Here is an 18058-nt window from a genome sequence, read left to right on the forward strand (position 1 = left end):
CTTATTTTCTCCATCTGAATTAAACACTAATATAACGAATCAACCCCTCAAAAGGTTTCTCCTATTACTGTTAGGGAGTCCATTTAGATGTTTATATAATAGATAATCTATTTAATAATAGATATCCGATATATAACAGAGATATCTGATTGAACTATACTTTATTCAGACTCTCTGATTATAATATATTTCTATATTTCCATAAACTAACATAGATATTAGGATGCAATGAATAGCCACTTAAAGCTTTATTTAGTTATAAATAAAGTTATTATGACTGCCTATATACAGTATATTTTTATTATTAGATTACACAGCTATTAAAAATGAGCATTAATTAATGATATGATCCCCGATAGAATTGACTTTTTAATTCATGACATTCTTAAATATTAAGAAGTCAAAAATATATTTACATTTTTTCTATGAACTTATAGATTTAATTGAAGAATTTATAATTCACTTTTTTGATAATTTCTATTCTATATAAAAAAAATAAGTTTTCATATATAAGATCATAAATGTAAAAAACGCCTGGCTAATTCTATCATATCAGGATCACCACTCAATTTTTCTTTAATATCAGAGAGTTTCACTGCTGGAGTCCATGTTTTATTTTCAGAAAATACTTGGGTCATTTTAATAACTATATTCATCGAAATAAGTCCTACATCGTTAGTAAAATTCGTACCTATACCAAAAGACATTCCTATACGGGAACGACAATACTTAGCAATAGTAGCCACCTTTTTTGGATTTAATGCATCAGAAAATACAATTGTCTTACTTATAGGATCAATTTTAAATTGTTTATAGTGCTTTATAGCATTTTTAGCAAAGATTATTGGATCTCCGCTATCATGACGAATTCCATCAAAAAGCTTAGCGAATTTTTTATCAAAACTATTAAAAAAAAAATCTGTCGTATAGGTGTCTGATAGTGCTATTCCAAGATCACCACGATAAACATTTGTCCAGTTTTCTAAAGCTATCCGATTAGCCATTTTAAAACCATATTTAGCTCCATGAAACATAAACCATTCGTGAGCATGTGTTCCAATAGGATCCATTTTAAAAAGATGTGCAAAATGCACGTTACTGCTCCCTATAAAAGAGTTCTTACCTTCTCCTTTTAAAATTTTTAACACTAACTTATGTACCTCATATGAATGCCTCCTACGTGTTCCAAATTCAGCTACAGATACATTAATGGCCTTATACCCTAATATTTTTTTACGTGTAATACGTATAATTTCCTCATCAGGAACTCTATGCAACGCCTTCATCTTATAGTAAAGCTCCGAAATCATTGCCATAATAGGGACTTCCCATAAAATAGTACGATACCATAATCCCTCAATAGTGATTCCAAGATCATTTCCTCTCTGAATAACATTCACCTCTGAAGGATTATAACGATAACTTTTAAGAAATTCTAAATAAGTGGGATCAAAATAAGGGCAATGTTTTTCAAGATAGTCACACTCCTGATTGGTAAGTTTAAGTGTATGCATTTCCTCGATTACTGTTTTTAAAACTTGTCCGAACCCCTTAGGAAAGGAATGATTTCCGCGGTTTACAAAATTATAACAAACCTTAGCACAAGGAAAATGCTTTATCACTGCATTTTGCATGGTAAACTTATAAAAATCATTATCTAATAATGAAACTAAGTTTAAAGATCTTGACATAAAAAAAGTATATTCTAATCTTTAGGTAAATATGCAATATTTTATACAGGGTATAAAGTACTTTACTAATAAGAATTAACTATTTAGATAGATAAATAATAAAGAAAGCTATATTCTAACGGCGATTTTTGGCAGTCAACCGTTCGCTTTCTTTTAAAAGAATTTTTCGTAAACGTATATTCTTAGGAGTAATTTCAACATATTCATCATCTTTAATATACTCAAGTGCAGTTTCTAAAGAAAAACGAATAGGTGGAAAAATTCTAGCAGAGTCATCTTTAGAAGTAGTTCTAAAATTAGTCAATTGTTTTGATTCGGTAACATTAACCGTTAGGTCATTATTACGCGAATTCTCACCTATGATCATTCCTTCATATACTTCCTCCCCCGGAGCAATAAAAAATTTTCCTCGACCCTGAAGTTTATCAATACGATATATCGTAGAGATCCCCTTATCCATAGATATAATAGATCCAAGAGCCCTGGAAGGGATCTCCCCTTTCCAAGCTTCATAGGTATCAAAACGATGGGTAAATATTGCTTGTCCAGATGAAGCAGTTAGAAATAGATTTCTTAATCCTATTACCCCACGTGAGGGTATCCTAAATTCTAAATGTTGCAAATCACCTTTGGATTCTATAACAAGTAACTCCCCCTTGCGTTGAGTGGCAATTTCTATAATATTACCAGAATATTGTTGTGGAACCTCTACTATGAGTAATTCTATAGGTTCATGTTTTTTACCATTGATATTCGAGGTAATTACCTGGGGTTGTCCTACTTGAAATTCATATCCTTCACGACGCATCTCTTCAATAAGAATAGAAAGGTGTAGTACTCCACGTCCACAGACTAAAAAAGCATCTGAAGAATCGGTAGGCGTGATCTTCAAGGCTAGATTTTTTTCTGTTTCTTTATAAAGACGATCTTGTAAATGCCGGGAAGTAAGAAATTTTCCATCTTTACCATAAAATGGAGAATTATTAACAGTAAAAAGCATATTCATCGTAGGTTCATCTACCTTAATATGAGGCAATGCTTCAGCATGGTCCTCATGAGCTAACGTATCTCCTATTTGAAAATTTTCCACTCCTACTACAGCACATATATCTCCACAGCATACCTCTGACGTCTTAGTTTTGTTTAACCCATCAAAAATATATAACTCTTTAATACGCGATTTGCTAATTCCCCCTTTGGGATTTATTAAGGCTAAACGCATCGTTTCTTTAATCGAACCTCTTATCACTCGTCCTATTGCGATAGGTCCGACAAAAGTAGAATAATCAAGTGATGTAATTTGCATTTGCAAAGGACCTTCCCTTATTTCTGGCGCCGGAATATGGATTAAAATAGCATCAAGTAAAGCAAAGATATCTCTAGTTGGTTCTTGCCAGCTATAACTCATCCATCCTTGTTTTGAAGATCCGTATAATACGGGGAAATCAAGCTGCTCTTCCGTGGCATTTAAATGAGAAAAAAGCTCAAAAACTTGTTCATATACTTTTTCAGGGTTACAATTTTCCTTGTCTACTTTATTAATAACTACTATAGGCTTTAATCCGAGAGAGAGCGCTTTTTGCGTAACAAAACTAGTTTGAGGCATAGGCCCTTCAAAAGCGTCTACCAATAATAAAACCCCATCAGCCATTTTCAAAACGCGCTCTACTTCACCACCGAAGTCAGCATGCCCAGGGGTATCTATAATATTAATTTTGGTATTCTTATATTTTATAGAAACGTTTTTTGAAACGATGGTAATACCACGTTCTCGCTCTAGGTCATTATTATCTAATATTAGATCTTGTATTTGATAACAATCTCTAAAGAGATTAGAACTATGAAGAATTTTATCTACTAAAGTAGTTTTGCCATGATCTACATGTGCTATAATAGCAATATTTCTAAGAGATGGAATCATTAAACTAATTAACTAAAAAAAGTTAGCAAAATTAATATTTTTTTTATCATCTGCTTATTTTTACGATAAAAATTAGTTAATAGATAGATGATAAGTTGATATTTATTATTGTAATTTATTATCTATAAAAAGATAATAAAATCTCTATCAGAACTTATATATTTTTCTCCTAATTAAAAAAAAAAGGAGGGAGGGAGGGGTACATAGTATATAAAAAACTTTTTATATATTATACGTTTATGAAATTAAATGTAAAAAGACATTGCTTCCTCTCCAAGGATTAATCATTTTTTAAAAAAAATAATAATTTTGATTAAATAATAGTTGATTTTTTATAGAGAAACCTATAGTGATAGATCCTTAATGCAAGGATATATGAAAAAATGGGAAACATTTATTCTATTGACAATAGAATAGAACGCGATAGGTAGTTATTTTTGCTTTGCAAAAGCAAATCTTTAAGTCTATTTAATTATAATTAAAGTCCTTATTACCTATGGAAAAAATAAAAGTAATTAACCCTATAGTAGAAATAGATGGTGATGAAATGGCCCGTATTTTATGGAGATATATTAAAAAAAAATTAATCTTTCCATATCTTGAACTTAAGATAAATTATTTCGACTTATGTATCCAGTATCGAGATCAAACAAATGATCAAATAACTATACAAGCTGCTAAAGCTATAAAAGAACATAAAGTAGGAATAAAATGCGCTACTATTACACCTGATGAGTTGCGTATGAAGGAATTTAACCTGAAAAAAATGTGGGATTCGCCTAATGGTACTTTGCGAAATATCATAGGAGGGACCGTATTTAGAGAACCTATCCCCATTAGCAATATTCCTAAACTCATATCAGGATGGAAGAAACCTATATGCATAGGAAGACATGCATATGCTGATCAATACAAGGCTACTGATTTTCTTATTAAAGGGAAAGGATCCCTTAGCATTGTCTTTACTCCGAAAGAGGGAAATCCAGAGATTTATCATATACATGAGTTTGACGGACCTGGCATAGCTATGGGTATGTATAATACGGATGATTCTATTTACGGTTTTGCACGTTCCTGTTTTAATCAGGCGTTAGCAAAAAAATGGCCATTATACTTTTCTACTAAAAATACTATCCTAAAATCTTATGATGGCCGTTTTAAAAATATTTTTCAATTGGTCTATGAAAATGAGTTTCAAAAAAAATTTGAAGAAGCAAATATTACTTATGAACATCGACTTATTGATGATATGGCAGCCTCTATACTTAAGTGGGAAGGAGGTTTTGTCTGGGCTTGTAAAAATTATGACGGGGATGTGCAATCTGACTCTATAGCTCAAGGTTTTGGTTCTTTAGGCTTGATGAGTTCAGTATTACTTACGCCCGATGGACAAATTATAGAATCAGAAGCAGCTCATGGAACAATCACACGTCATTACCGCCAATATCAGAAAGGTAAAGAAACTTCTACTAATCCTATAGCTTCAATATTTGCCTGGACAAGAGGGTTAAAACATCGTGCTAAACTTGATGGTAACGAAAAATTAAATGATTTCTGCGATAAACTAGAACAAATATGTATTTCTACAGTAGAAACCGGGAAAATGACTAAAGATCTTGCTCTTATTATACATGGGAATAAAATCTCAAGAGAGAATTATCTTATAACAGAAGAGTTTATAAACGTTCTTGAGAAAAATCTATATTTAATTCTTTCTTAAACACTTAAGAGAGCTAACCGTTTTGATTTAGACTGTATCTCCTACGAATTTTGCCAGAAGATGTTTCAATAAATTTTGGAACAAAGTGAATTTCTTGAGGTTTGCAAAAAACATCCTTGCCCTTAAAAAATAGTTCATCGGGAAGCTTAATATCAAAGGGTTCGCCTTCGATAATCATTATGAGCTTTTCTCCTAAAGACTTATCAGATAAAGAAGAAAGGAAAAATCGTCTAGAAATGAATTTTTCAAGTTTAGCTTCCCATTCCTCAGGAATAATTTTTATTCCGCCACTGTTTATTATATAATCGTAACGTCCTAGCCATTTAAAACAATTTGGAGTTTTTATGTATACTAAATCATTCGTCTGAAATGGATGATCCATAATAAAAGGAGAGAAGACTTTTAAGCACCTCCTTTGATCTACTTCAATATGCACTCCTGGTAAGATAGTATAATACTGACTCTTATAAGGGCCATTAGCTATACGTAAAGCTATATGGCTAAGTGTTTCAGCCATTCCATAAGAAACGTAACAAGAAGTATTAACTTTATCCAAAGTATTTTCCATGGCTGTAGTGAGAGGAGCTCCTCCTATTAAAAGCTTTTTTATCTGACAAAGATGATCATTAAAGCTATTGAAAAGCTGTAGAGGGACCATGGATGCAAAATCAAATGACAATCTTAAATTTTGTAAAGGTCTCGAAGAAGGAGCTACACAATAAATTTGTAACCCTAAAACAGCTGAACGAACTAGCAGCATTTTTGCCGCTATATATTCAGAAGACAAACATAAAAGTATCTTATCTCCCATTGCAAGCTTAAAGAACTTCCCGCTCATGATAGCACTATTGCGCATATATTCTTTTTTAATAGAAATCTCTCTAGACTTTTTGATAGTACCTGAAGTTCGTACTAAAATAAAAGATTCTTGATTATACCACTGTTCGAGAAAATAAAAAATAGACTGTTGCCAATTTTCAGAAAATCTGCTTTTAAGAGCTGATATATTAGGCATCCCTTGACTAAAATCTATCCACATAATGTATATAATATTTATTTAATTAAAGTTGTTAAATCCCATAATGACTTAAATTTATAATACAGAAACTGACCATCTAGAGATAAAGGAGAAGGAATATTGTTACTGTATAGACTACCCGTTCCTAGCCCTTGAGATAAGGAGCTCCCTAATAAATATGTCCACTGAGCTATAGCGCTTAGTCCAATATTACTCTCAAGAGTCGAAGTTATCCACAGGCGGATATTTTTTTCTTTCGCAATATCTATCCATTCTTTCGCCATAGTAAAACCTCCACATAAACTCAATTTTAATACAAAATACTGTGGTGCTATTTTATTAAGTAATTCTTTCTTTCCTTTATAGGAAAAGTCTCCTATAAGTTCTTCATCTAATACAATAGGTATAGGTGTTTGTTGACAGAGTTTAGCCATCAGCTCTATTTGACCAGGGGATATAGGCTGTTCTATAGAATGAATTTTAAGCGATGATAGCTTTTCTAGTCTTTGTAAGACTTCTTGAGAAGAGAAGGCTCCGTTAGCATCAAGACGTAACTCTATATCAGGATATTTTTCTCGAGCTCTAGCAAGAAAATCATATTCCTTATTAAAGGAATGGGAACCTATCTTTATTTTTATACATTTAAATCCCTGTTGAACTTTGTGATCTAGTTGAGCTTGCATAAATTCTATAGAGCCCATCCATATAAGTCCATTAATACTAATACCCTTAACTCCTAAAGTGAAATCAGAAGGGAAAAGAACCAAGTCATTCCTTTTAAAACTTAAAAAGGCTTGTTCTAACCCAAAAACAATGGAAGGATAAGCTCGTAATTGCTGACATAGCTCATCCATTCCTTTATCAATATTATCACAGACCCATTGAATTTTTTCTTCATAATTAGTAATATTATCTCTACTCAATCCAAGCAATGGGGCACATTCTCCTATTCCAAAGGATCTTTGTTTTTTAATACAAATAAACCAACTTACACGTTTCCACAATATTCCTCTGGAAGTTTCTGAAGGTATAAGAAAATTAAGAATATATTTTTTGTAATATGCTTTGATTACTTCATTTTTTTTTAAATATTAATTTGCTCATCTCTTTTTAATAAAATAAGATTTTTACCCTTAGTAGCAAATTTTTCTAAAGCCTCTTGATGATTTATTTTAATAGTTTCAAATGTATCATAATGTACACCTAATATTTGATCACACTTGATAAAATCCGAAGCTATGATAGCTTCATCAATATCCATTGTAAATAAACCTCCAATAGGCAAAATTGCCAAATCTATTTTTTTTACAAATAGAGAAAGTAATTTCATTTCCTGAGTAAGACCAGTATCTCCAGCAAGATAAATATTTTTATCTTCTGAGCTTAATAAAAAACCCCCGGAATGTCCTCCACAAGAACCATCGGGGAATACGCTAGAATGGGCCGCCCATAAATATTTAAGTTTTCCGAAATCAAAAGATTTAAAACTACCAAAATTCATTCCAAAGGTGTTTTTAACTCTTTTTTTCTCGAAATAATAGGCAATTTCAAAATTTGAAATGATCGTTGCATTATTACGAGCAGCTATATGAACTACATCTGAAATATGATCAAAATGCGCATGAGTCACTAAAACATAATTGGCTACTATGTTCCCCAAATAATCTTCAATAAGATCAGATTTTTTAGAAAAAACTGGATTATTTGTAAAAAAAGGATCTACAATAAGATGTTTCCCCCAACATTCTATAGAATACGTAGAATGAGTATAAAAACGGATTTTCATTAGCAATTTTAATTTAAAAAATTATTTTCTTTTAAAGAAAAAATTAAAACATTTGTCCAAATCCAATAATAAAAGCATAAAAAAGCGTAAGAAGTGCTATTTTTTTAATCTCAGGGTCAAAATTTTTTGAATCAGTAATAGAAAAAATTCTTTTTAAATGAAAAAAAATAGGAATGATCAATATCAAAAAAGTCCATATATATACAGATTTATATTGATTATATCTAACAAAAATACTACTTAATATAAAAGGGGAAACTACTAGAAAAATATGATATATTTTAGCTTTTTCTAGGCCTATTCTAGTTGCAAGGGTATGCTTACCATTTTTGGTGTCACCTTCAATATCACGCATATTGTTAATATTTAGAACTGATACACTTAATAACCCTATAGCAGATGCTAAAAGCAAAACACCCCAATCAAATATATGAGTATATAAGAAATAACTCCCTTGTACGGATATTAATCCGAAAAATACAAACACATATAAATCCCCCCAACCTTTATAACCGTAAGCATTTTCTCCTATAGTGTATTTAATTGCAGCGAATAGACAGGCACATATAGTGAATATAAAGAATATAGGAATAAGCCCTAAGTAAGTTTTAAAGGAAAAATAAATCAAGAGTATCGCTGTAATAAAACTTAAAACTCCCCAAAAAAATAGGATTCTCTTCATGGAAGAGAGAGATATTATACCTAATTGTATAGTGCTCTTAGGGCCTACACGTAATACATCATCAGTCCCTTTTATTCCATCCCCATAATCATTAGCCAGATTGGCTAAAATTTGTAAAAATAAAGCAGTTAAAGAAGCCATTAAAAAAATATAAAATCCTTTATAGCCTCTTGAATATGCAGTCAAATAGGAAAGGAATATACCTGATAAAGATAAAGGTAAAGTATGCAACCGGTAGCGTATATGCAATATCTGATATCTACTTATAGAATTAATATAGCTGAATTTATAAATTTCATGCTGTCAATTTAACACATTTTATGAAGTCGATCAAAACTATATTGATCTTTTTAAAAAAGACTTATAAATAATCTATCTCTCTTAATTATAGATAGATTCCTATTAATTCTGGATGAAATTTCATTATATTGATATCCATATGTATATCTAGTTTAAGCGATTAAAATATTCATAACCATATTTATCATGGTAAAAAAAAAAGAAATTAGGTTATAGTAATGCATTTTTCAGAAAATATATAAAAAGCAATAAGATTTTGTTAAAAATACAATAATCCTGATTTAGGAGTTTATAAAGACTCAGGATTAAAAATAAAAGAAAAGTATCTAAAAAATATTGCAATTATTTCTCTTCCTTATAGGAAGAGAAAATATTCCTTTCTTAAGGAGGAACTATTACAATGAATTAATTCATAATCACCGTGTTTTTATACCGTTATAGAAGCTTAAATTCTTTATTTTATCTAATTCTTTAATTTAGTCTTTACTGCTTATACTCAAAAAATAATGCATAGAAAAAAAAAATTAAAACCTTAATCAATAAACAGTTTTTTACTAATTTTGATAAAAACTCAATTTTATGAATTCATCGGAAAAATTATTCCAAGAAGAATCCTTAAAATTTCTTGAAAATTATTTAAATACTCCTTCTCCCACTGGTTATGAAAGTAAAGGACAGATAATTTGGAAGGACTATATTAATCCTTATGTAGATAAGGTTACCATAGATACTTATGGTACTATAGTAGGCGTAATTAACCCTCAGGCACAATATAAAGTAGTTATAGAAGCACACGCTGATGAAATCTCTTGGTATGTTAATTATATAGATGAGAATGGATTGATTTATGTGGTACGTAACGGAGGCTCAGATCATCAGATCGCTCCTTCAAAACGGGTGCAAATTCAAACAAATAAAGGACTTATCGAAGGGGTTTTCGGATGGCCTGCTATTCATACACGTAAATCCTCGGAAGAAAAGAGTCCCGAGGTAAAAAATCTTTTTATTGATATCGGAGCTACAAATAAAAAAGAAGTTGAAGAAATAGGAGTACACATAGGATGTGTAATCACCTATCCGGAAAATTTTTTCGAATTAAACAATTGTTATTTTGTTTGTCGTGCTTTAGATAATCGAATTGGTGGTTTTATAATAGCTGAAGTAGCAAGAAAACTTAAAGAAAAAAAAATTCATTTGCCCTTCGGGCTATATATAGTGAACGCTGTTCAGGAAGAAGTGGGATTAAGAGGTGCCGAGATGATTACTCAAAGTATTCGTCCTAATGTAGCTATAGTAACCGATGTCACCCATGATACCTCTACTCCTATGATGGATAAAAAAATACAAGGAGATATTAAATGTGGATTAGGGCCAGTTATTAATTATGCTCCATCAGTACAAAATAAACTTCGCGAACTTATCATTAAAGTAGCTAAGAGTCATGAATATCCGTTTCAACGCCTAGTATCTTCGCGTTATACTGGGACCGATACTGATGCGTTCGCCTATTCTAATGGAGGAGTTACTTCAGCTTTGATTTCCCTGCCTTTGCGTTATATGCACACTACAGTGGAAATGGTTCATAAAAAAGATGTACAAAATGTTATTCAACTTATTTTCGAAAGTCTTAAATGTATACGACCAGATCATGATTTTAAATACCTATAAAAATATCTTTTTGATATCCCTAATTTTAAAGCGCAGTAAGTTGCCATTAAGCCTATTATCCAAACTGTAAGGCTGATAAATATAAAATTTTTAGTAGTAAATACTATAGGGAAGGCAATGTATTCATTTATCATAATCCAGTTAAATTTCTTTTGCCCCAAAGCTAGACTATAGCCTATAAAAGTCCCAAATAACCATCCACTTAAAACAATAAAACTTCCTACATAAAAAAACACATTTCTTATCTCATATAATGACATTCCCATATCCCATAAAGTTCGAATTTGCTCTTTTTTATCAATAATCAATATAATAATAGCTGCAATTAAACTAAAACTTGTAATAATTAAAATCATACATAGCAGTGAATAAAGAATGAGATTCTCGATGTTAATCATCTTAAAAATCGCTTCTTGTTGTTCTTGTCGTGTTTTTATGGTAAATTGATCACCTATAATTTTATAGAGATCTTTTTTTATTCTATTTAAACTATATTGAGGATTCACTTTAATTTCTATAGAACAAATAAAACCTCTTTTATCGAATAAATCTTGTGCAAATTCAAGCGAACTATAAATATATTTTTCATCAATATCTTCCAATATATGGAAGATACCTGTAGTAATAGCCTGTTTTTTATAAAATGAATTTCTGTTGATAAGTCCTTTGCCTGGCTTAAGGGATAAAATATATATTGGATTTTCATAATCTTCAAGCATTAAAGAAAGTCGTTGAGATACGCCTAACCCAGCCCATATAGAATTTATAAAATAAAGGGAATCATGATTCCCAAGTAGCAAATTTTCATTAAAAGGCAGGACTTTATTGTAATCTAAATCTACACCCTTAAGGTAAGCTAAATGATTATAATTACGATATAGTAAATACACTTTCTCTTCTATAGTTTGGGAAAGATTAATGATTCCTTTAATATTTCTAACTTTATTGATAATAAAAGGAACACTATAAAAATATTTGCCATTTTTTGGCTCTATTTTAATATCAGGGCTAATCTTTTTATATATATTTTCATTAAAGGCTTGTAATCCTGAAAATATAGAGAGAAAAATACTTAAGGCCATATTGCCTACAACCAATGCCAAAACAGCAATCCAACTAATAATATTTACTGTTTGTGTATTATTCTTTGAGAGAAAATATCGCTTTGCTATATAAAAAGATATTCGTGACACCTATTAAAACTTAATAGGATTTTCTTTTCTTACGTATAGTTCACGATCTATAATTTCTAGATTATTAAGTGAATTATCAAAATGAAAATTAAGATTGGGAACTTTTCTTATATGATGTCGGCGAATACGCTTCGCAAGAAGATTTTTATAATGTTTTAATTGCTCATTAATATGTAATAAAATTTTTTCTTTTTCCGTTATAGGGAAAATGCTTAGATAGATTTTAGCTGAAGATAAATCAGAACTTATCTGCACTTCACTTACGCTAATAAGTCCTTTTTGATCACTTATTTCATAGTGGAGTATTTCAGCTATTCCCTTATAAATAAGGGACGTAATTTTTTTTTTTCGAATATCTTCCATTTAATTTATGCTTTTTAAGCATTTTTTATACAATATCCTATGAGGGTAATATATTACTGATTTATTCCCTCTTAAATCATCTACTAAATATTTATTAATCCTTTGATATCTTCCTTTTTTAAAGATAAGCTTTTAAACTAATTTTCTTGTAATTGAAGTCTATTTTTAAAATCTCTCTTATAAAAATGCACTTTTTATCTTGAGTATTGATATAAATAAAGTTAAGAAGTTAGTTTTTTCATATTATACCTATAGTCTAATATTTTCATAACTACGAGTGTAGCTTAAAAGAAACTTTAGTAAAAAAAAAATATTTGCAAAGCAAAAAATAATGTTCTTATATTCTATAACTTGCAAGTTATAAAAGTTTATCGTAAAATTGTAGTTTATTTAAGGTCCCATAGCTCAGTTGGTTAGAGCACCTGACTCATAATCAGGTGGTGGCTGGTTCAAATCCAGCTGGGACCACTCACTTATTATACTTTTTTTTTACAAAAATTATATAGTTCTATCAAAAGGTAATTTGACTTAATAAAGCAACAAAAAATTCATTTTATATCTAAGTTTGGATATAATTAGCTGGATACAAAACATTCAACCTTAATATAGGAAGGATCATTTGCAAGTTTTTAAACGTAGCACATATTTATATTATATATTACCTAACAGCATCTAAATCGAAAAGGGATAGCTATATAACGGGCCTTTATTTTATAGTTATTATATTAAGTAATATTAATTTATATCAATCATCATTAATATCAAAATTCTCTAAATAATACGCTATTTGCTTAATAAAGCCCCCTCCTAAGGCGCCATCTATCACTCGATGATCATAGGAATGTGATAAAAACATTTTATGCCGTATAGCAATAACATCTCCTTCATTTGTCTCGATAATAGCTGGTTTTTTTTCTATAAATCCTATACCCAGTATAGCTAATTGCGGTTGATGAATGATAGGAGTGCCAAATATATTTTTAAAACTTCCTATATTACTAATAGTATAGGTCCCCCCTTGCGTATCATCAGGGTTCAAGGTGCCCTCACGCGCACGAACTGATAAATCATTAATAATTTTAGCAAGGCCTACAATATTATAAGTTTGTGCGTTTTTAATAACTGGGACTATTAAGTTACCATTAGGTAAGACTGTAGCTATACCAATATGAATATTTTTTTTACGTATAATATAGTCTCCTTCAACAATGCTGTTAATAAGTGGAAAATCTTTAATAGATAATACCACCGCTTTTACAAAAAAAGGCATAAAGGTTAATTTTTCACCCGTTCGTTTTTTAAAATCTTCTTTAACTTTTTCACGCCAGCGTACTATTCTTGTCATATCTACTTCTATAAAAGAAGTTACATGGGCTGATATAGATTGGCTATCGAGCATATGCTGGGCAATATGTTTTCGAACACGATCCATTTCTATAATCTCTTCTTCTTCTGGTGAAGAAGAAATCCCAATTTTTGATAGTTCGGATCTTGGAGAGGTTTTTTTTTTAGAGCGTTGATTAAGATAAAGTTGTATATCATTTTTAGTAAGGCATCCTTTTTCCCCCTTTATTTGGGACAACTCTTTAAGAGAAATTCCTTCTTTTTTAGCTATAGAACGAACTAAGGGAGAATAAAAAGTAAACTTTTCATCTTTTTTTTCCGAAAGTTTTTTTGACAGTTCTAAAGTATCTATCTCAGAAAAAGAATTCAATATTTCTTCTTGTTTCGAGATGGGTTCTTTTAGGTGATTTTTAGGCTCTGTGACTTCACTTTCTGATTCAATTTCTAGAATAGCAATTACTTGACCAACTTTGACCACTTGATTATCTAAAAACATCTTCTTCTTTAGAACACCACTTACTGGAGATATCACTTCAGAATCTACTTTATCCGTAGCAACTTCGACTAAAATTTCTTCCTCTTTTATGGGATCTCCTTCATTTTTTAGCCAGCTAATAATAGTAGCCTCCATTACGCTCTCGCCCATAGTTGGTAAATTAAGATAATATTCAGCCATATATTTTTTCTAAATCTTTCTCAAAATTAAAAATATATTTATTTTAAAGAATTAATTCTTTTTAATAGTCCCTATAAAAGGGGGATTTCAATCCCTTTTTTCATAGAGCAGATCTTTATAAGGGATTCTATTTAATATAGATCGACCTAAGGTAATCTCATCAGTATACTCAAGTTCATCTCCTACGGAGATACCTCTAGCAATAGCAGATATTTCTAACTTTAGATGTTTAATATGTTTATATATATAGAAAACAGTAGTATCTCCTTCCATGGTGCTGCTTAGAGCAAAAATAATTTCTTTTATTGATGTATTTTGAGATCTTTGAAGAAGACTTTGTATATAAAGTTGAGCAGGCCCTATACCTTCTATAGGGGAAATTTTACCTCCTAAAATATGATATACTCCTTTATATTGCCCAGTATTTTCAATGGCCATGACATCACGTATATCTTCTACTACGCAAATTATTTGTTTATCACGATATATATCGGAACATATCTGGCAGATTTTTTCATCTGAAATATTATAGCATTCTTTACAACGATGAATTTTTTCGATCAGTTCCTCTAGTGCAAGTGTTAGCGCTTTAATTTTTTCTTTTGGATATTGTAAAAGATGTACTACCAATCGCTGTGCTGTTCGTTTCCCAATACCGGGCAAATTACTCATTTCATATACAGCTTTTTCGAAAATTTTACTTGGATACTCCATAAAGAAAAATACTATAATTTAGTTCTATCGAGATTAAAAATAGACTTAATATTTATTTTTAATAAATTTAAGTTTACTTAGAGCATCTAAATTGTCTGAATACTAAAAAACTTTTTTTTCTTAACCATAAGAAAAAACGGAATATACTCTTTAAACTATTTGTAAAAAGAGTATAGATATAAAAAATGCTTGCAAGAAAAATCGCGAAACGAGCTATGAAATCTCCATAAAGGCTATATAAAGTAAGTTTATCATTTGCATAAATACTCTCTATAAGAGCACCTTTCTTACCATAAGAAAAAGCTGAAATAATATCACCTCTTTGATTAATAAAGGCTGAAATACCTGTATTAGCTGAACGTGCTATCGCACGACGATTTTCTATAGCGCGTAAACGCGCATAGGCTAAATGTTGTTTGTGTCCATCTGAGTTGCCCCACCAACCATCATTAGTAAGAATGAAAATTAGCTGTGCTCCCTTTAGGATATATGCTGAAACATATTCTCCGAAAATCGATTCATAACATATTACTGGAGCAACTGATATTCGTTCGTAAGGATGTCTAAAAATAGATGGCTCTGCTTGATGTCCTAGTCCTTTTATCGTGCCTCCGAAATTCAATAGTATATTCCCTAAAATAGGTTCAAGAATTTTTTTATAAGGCAAAATTTCTACTCCTGGTACTAATTTAGATTTATGATAAACTAAAAAATTTCCTGATGCATCTACCTGTATAGCACTATTGAAACTATCAATCCAAAGGTTGGATTCTTTAGAAAGATAAGTGCTCTCACTTGTAGTTCTTTTAGATTTATACTGAGTAAAAATTTCCACACCTATTACAAAGGCTAAATTAGGTACCGAACATACAAATTTATAAAAGTATTTAATAGGTAGATTTTCTAATAAAATATTCATATGAATAGGATAGGGAAAAGCTGTTTCAGGCGCTACTAAAAAACGAGTATCTTCTCTAAGTTTACTTTGACTTAGTTTAATAAGATCTTTAATAATAGTACTTTCTGATCCCCTATATTTTTCTTTATAGGGATCTATATTAGGCTGTAGTACTACTACTTGAATTTTACTACCGCGTTCTTGATAAGAAGTATAAAGAATATATGAAAAACCTATAGGGAGAAGGATTTTTAATAAGTTAAAAAATAATCTACTATATAGTATTCTTTTATTTTTATTTAAATAATAGTTTCTAGATGTATTAAAAAAGCTCAAATTGATGATCCATATCCAAGCAGTTCCACCTAAAGTTCCTGTATACTCATACCATTGAATCCATTTATAGTAATGAGCCATTCCATTGCCTATATTAATCCAAGGCATAGCAAACTCCCAATGGAGATGCAATTTCTCAAAACTTATCCATAGACATACTAAAAATATCTGTCCCATAGAATTCCCTATTTTGTTTCTTGACCAATTATAAAATTGGAATACAATAGACATAAGTAAGGCGTTAATTAATACTGGTATTATGTAAACTTCCCAAGCATAAGAACCGTCAGGATGTCGTGCATAGTGTAACCACCATACTGATATGGCATTCCAAAGTAAAAAGGAAATAAAGGCAAAAGGGAAAATTAAATATCTATCACACTTTCTATCCGAAGCCTTAAGAACATCTTCCATCCATAATAAAGGCACAAACCCTATAAATAATAATGGTGCCCATCCAGAACTAGGCCATGCAAGTGCCATTAATATGCCCGAGATGATAGCCATAATACAACTTTTTAGCGTAGATATTTTTATTCCCATAATAATATCATATAATGAAAAAGAGATATATCGTTTACTTTTAGCTTTGATTTAAGATGTGCTATTTTTAATCATGAATTATTTGTTTAATTCCAGTTTTAAACAATATTATATTTTATAGTTATATACTTTTATGAGATAGTATTATCATGATGTTATTATATAATTAATAAAATTTTATTTTTTTTATAAACTAAGATCGATATAACTTATTATTTGCTTATTATCATATATTTATGATATTAATAAAGAACTTGGTGAAGTTTAAGAGTACTTTTTGATAAAAAGGATATAATATTTATTATACAATAAAAAAAACTTAAGCAGTTATAATAAACTACCTTGCAATAAATAGAAAAGTAGTTTTTTTATACACTTATAACACCTTGGAATACACAAAGGGCTTGACCATGAAGCCATATTTCAGTAAAAATTCCTTTTTTTTCATGAAAATTGACTGACAGAGTCCCTCCTCGGCTATAAACCTTTACTGAGTTGTACTTAATATAACCTTTATAATAAGCAGCTAAAGCTGCTGCTGTTATACCCGTTCCGCAAGAAAGGGTTTCCTCTTCTACTCCACGTTCATAAGTGCGAATACACAAACTTTTCTTATTAAGAAGTTTAACAAAACTAACGTTAGTCCCCTGATCAAAATAAGGTATTCTATAACGAATTAAACTTCCTTCTTTAGCTACATCGATACTTTCTATGTCCTGAGCAAAAACGATATGATGGGGAGAGCCCGTATTTATAAATACATGTTCAGGGTGGGTTTCAATAGTAGAAACATCTTTCATTTTTAGAGAAACATAATTCTTATCAATCGAAGCATAATGCCCTCCATCTTCGGCATTAAAATAAGTATTTTTAGCAATAATTCCTAGCTTTTTTGAAAAAGCTACAGCACAACGCGCACCATTGCCGCATAAACTACCTTGATGACCGTTAGAATTAAAATACTTCATAAAGAAGTCTGAATTATTGATATCATTTTTGATTAATATTAATCCATCAGCTCCTATCCCAAAACGTCGATGACAAAGTTTTGAAATTAAAGAGGGTTTTTCAGGAAATGAAAGTAAACGAGCATCAATCATAATGAAGTCATTACCCGTGCCTTGATATTTATAAAAATCTATTTGCATTAATAGTTTCATTTGAAAATATGAGAAACTAATTTAACATTTGCTAATAGCTCTAAA

14 protein-coding genes and 1 tRNA gene are annotated in these 18058 nt (G+C 30.4%); 3 read left to right on the top strand and 12 right to left on the bottom strand.

The window, feature by feature from the left end:
• Positions 1-515: 515 nt before the first annotated feature.
• Together pncB and typA are read right to left on the bottom strand one after the other, a co-directional pair.
• A complete protein-coding gene (gene pncB, locus ACUBP5_RS02850; RefSeq protein ID WP_482168144.1) occupies positions 516-1691 on the bottom strand; it encodes a nicotinate phosphoribosyltransferase in 1176 nt (391 codons plus the stop codon).
• A 115-nt stretch (positions 1692-1806) separates the two neighbouring features.
• Positions 1807-3609, bottom strand: a complete 1803-nt coding sequence (gene typA / locus ACUBP5_RS02855; protein ID WP_482168613.1) for a translational GTPase TypA — start codon at positions 3607-3609, stop codon at positions 1807-1809.
• Positions 3610-4108: 499 nt separating this feature from the next.
• Between typA and ACUBP5_RS02860 the strand changes: the two genes are divergently transcribed.
• Positions 4109-5332: an NADP-dependent isocitrate dehydrogenase gene (locus tag ACUBP5_RS02860; protein WP_482168145.1), complete on the top strand. Its 1224-nt coding sequence runs from the start codon at positions 4109-4111 to the stop codon at positions 5330-5332.
• Positions 5333-5345: 13 nt separating this feature from the next.
• On the opposite strand, the gene ACUBP5_RS02865 is transcribed toward ACUBP5_RS02860, so the two are convergent.
• The 4 genes from ACUBP5_RS02865 to menA form a co-directional block, all read right to left on the bottom strand.
• On the bottom strand, positions 5346-6371 hold the full coding sequence (locus ACUBP5_RS02865; protein ID WP_482168146.1) for an acyl-CoA synthetase family protein: 1026 nt from the start codon (positions 6369-6371) through the stop codon (positions 5346-5348).
• Positions 6372-6385: 14 nt separating this feature from the next.
• The gene (locus ACUBP5_RS02870; RefSeq protein ID WP_482168147.1) at positions 6386-7354 is read right to left on the bottom strand and encodes an o-succinylbenzoate synthase; all 969 of its coding nucleotides are present in this window, start codon (positions 7352-7354) and stop codon (positions 6386-6388) included.
• Positions 7355-7434: 80 nt separating this feature from the next.
• Complete coding sequence (locus ACUBP5_RS02875) at positions 7435-8136, bottom strand: metal-dependent hydrolase (protein ID WP_482168148.1); 702 nt, start codon at positions 8134-8136, stop codon at positions 7435-7437.
• 43 nt (positions 8137-8179) lie between these two features.
• Positions 8180-9067 (bottom strand): 1,4-dihydroxy-2-naphthoate octaprenyltransferase, encoded by an 888-nt coding sequence (gene menA, locus ACUBP5_RS02880; protein ID WP_482168149.1) that lies wholly within the window; start codon positions 9065-9067, stop codon positions 8180-8182.
• A 630-nt stretch (positions 9068-9697) separates the two neighbouring features.
• Here menA and ACUBP5_RS02885 point away from each other — a divergent pair.
• Positions 9698-10786, top strand: coding sequence for a M42 family metallopeptidase (locus tag ACUBP5_RS02885; protein WP_482168150.1), 1089 nt, complete (start codon positions 9698-9700; stop codon positions 10784-10786).
• Here the strand turns inward: ACUBP5_RS02885 and ACUBP5_RS02890 are convergent.
• Positions 10765-11979, bottom strand: coding sequence for an ABC transporter permease (locus ACUBP5_RS02890; RefSeq protein ID WP_482168151.1), 1215 nt, complete (start codon positions 11977-11979; stop codon positions 10765-10767). The two genes, ACUBP5_RS02885 and ACUBP5_RS02890, sit on opposite strands and share 22 nt — an antisense overlap.
• A 3-nt stretch (positions 11980-11982) precedes the next feature.
• Positions 11983-12342, bottom strand: coding sequence for a 30S ribosome-binding factor RbfA (rbfA, locus tag ACUBP5_RS02895; protein ID WP_482168152.1), 360 nt, complete (start codon positions 12340-12342; stop codon positions 11983-11985).
• 394 nt (positions 12343-12736) lie between these two features.
• On the opposite strand from rbfA, the gene ACUBP5_RS02900 reads away from it, so the two are divergent.
• Positions 12737-12810 (top strand) — tRNA-Ile (locus ACUBP5_RS02900).
• A gap of 277 nt (positions 12811-13087) precedes the next feature.
• On the opposite strand, the gene ACUBP5_RS02905 is transcribed toward ACUBP5_RS02900, so the two are convergent.
• The 4 genes from ACUBP5_RS02905 to dapF all read right to left on the bottom strand — a co-directional run bounded on the left by ACUBP5_RS02905 (position 13088) and on the right by dapF (position 18001).
• Positions 13088-14362, bottom strand: coding sequence for a dihydrolipoamide acetyltransferase family protein (locus tag ACUBP5_RS02905; RefSeq protein ID WP_482168153.1), 1275 nt, complete (start codon positions 14360-14362; stop codon positions 13088-13090).
• Positions 14363-14449: 87 nt separating this feature from the next.
• On the bottom strand, positions 14450-15076 hold the full coding sequence (recR, locus tag ACUBP5_RS02910; protein ID WP_482168154.1) for a recombination mediator RecR: 627 nt from the start codon (positions 15074-15076) through the stop codon (positions 14450-14452).
• Positions 15077-15149: 73 nt separating this feature from the next.
• Complete coding sequence (gene lnt, locus ACUBP5_RS02915; RefSeq protein ID WP_482168155.1) at positions 15150-16817, bottom strand: apolipoprotein N-acyltransferase; 1668 nt, start codon at positions 16815-16817, stop codon at positions 15150-15152.
• 404 nt (positions 16818-17221) lie between these two features.
• Positions 17222-18001 (bottom strand): diaminopimelate epimerase, encoded by a 780-nt coding sequence (gene dapF, locus ACUBP5_RS02920; RefSeq protein ID WP_482168156.1) that lies wholly within the window; start codon positions 17999-18001, stop codon positions 17222-17224.
• Between the last annotated feature and the right edge of the window lie 57 nt (positions 18002-18058).

The organism is Candidatus Insignibacter tubulum (assembly GCF_056790205.1).

What these genes read in the sequence shown, in the direction of transcription:
- pncB (WP_482168144.1), bottom strand. Translation starts at nt 1,691, where the DNA reads ATGTCAAGATCTTTAAACTTAGTTTCATTATTAGATAATGATTTTTAT.
- ACUBP5_RS02860 (WP_482168145.1), top strand. Translation starts at nt 4,109, where the DNA reads ATGGAAAAAATAAAAGTAATTAACCCTATAGTAGAAATAGATGGTGAT.
- ACUBP5_RS02865 (WP_482168146.1), bottom strand. Translation starts at nt 6,371, where the DNA reads ATGTGGATAGATTTTAGTCAAGGGATGCCTAATATATCAGCTCTTAAA.
- ACUBP5_RS02875 (WP_482168148.1), bottom strand. Translation starts at nt 8,136, where the DNA reads ATGAAAATCCGTTTTTATACTCATTCTACGTATTCTATAGAATGTTGG.
- ACUBP5_RS02885 (WP_482168150.1), top strand. Translation starts at nt 9,698, where the DNA reads ATGAATTCATCGGAAAAATTATTCCAAGAAGAATCCTTAAAATTTCTT.
- rbfA (WP_482168152.1), bottom strand. Translation starts at nt 12,342, where the DNA reads ATGGAAGATATTCGAAAAAAAAAAATTACGTCCCTTATTTATAAGGGA.
- ACUBP5_RS02905 (WP_482168153.1), bottom strand. Translation starts at nt 14,362, where the DNA reads ATGGCTGAATATTATCTTAATTTACCAACTATGGGCGAGAGCGTAATG.
- recR (WP_482168154.1), bottom strand. Translation starts at nt 15,076, where the DNA reads ATGGAGTATCCAAGTAAAATTTTCGAAAAAGCTGTATATGAAATGAGT.
- lnt (WP_482168155.1), bottom strand. Translation starts at nt 16,817, where the DNA reads ATGGCTATCATCTCGGGCATATTAATGGCACTTGCATGGCCTAGTTCT.
- dapF (WP_482168156.1), bottom strand. Translation starts at nt 18,001, where the DNA reads ATGCAAATAGATTTTTATAAATATCAAGGCACGGGTAATGACTTCATT.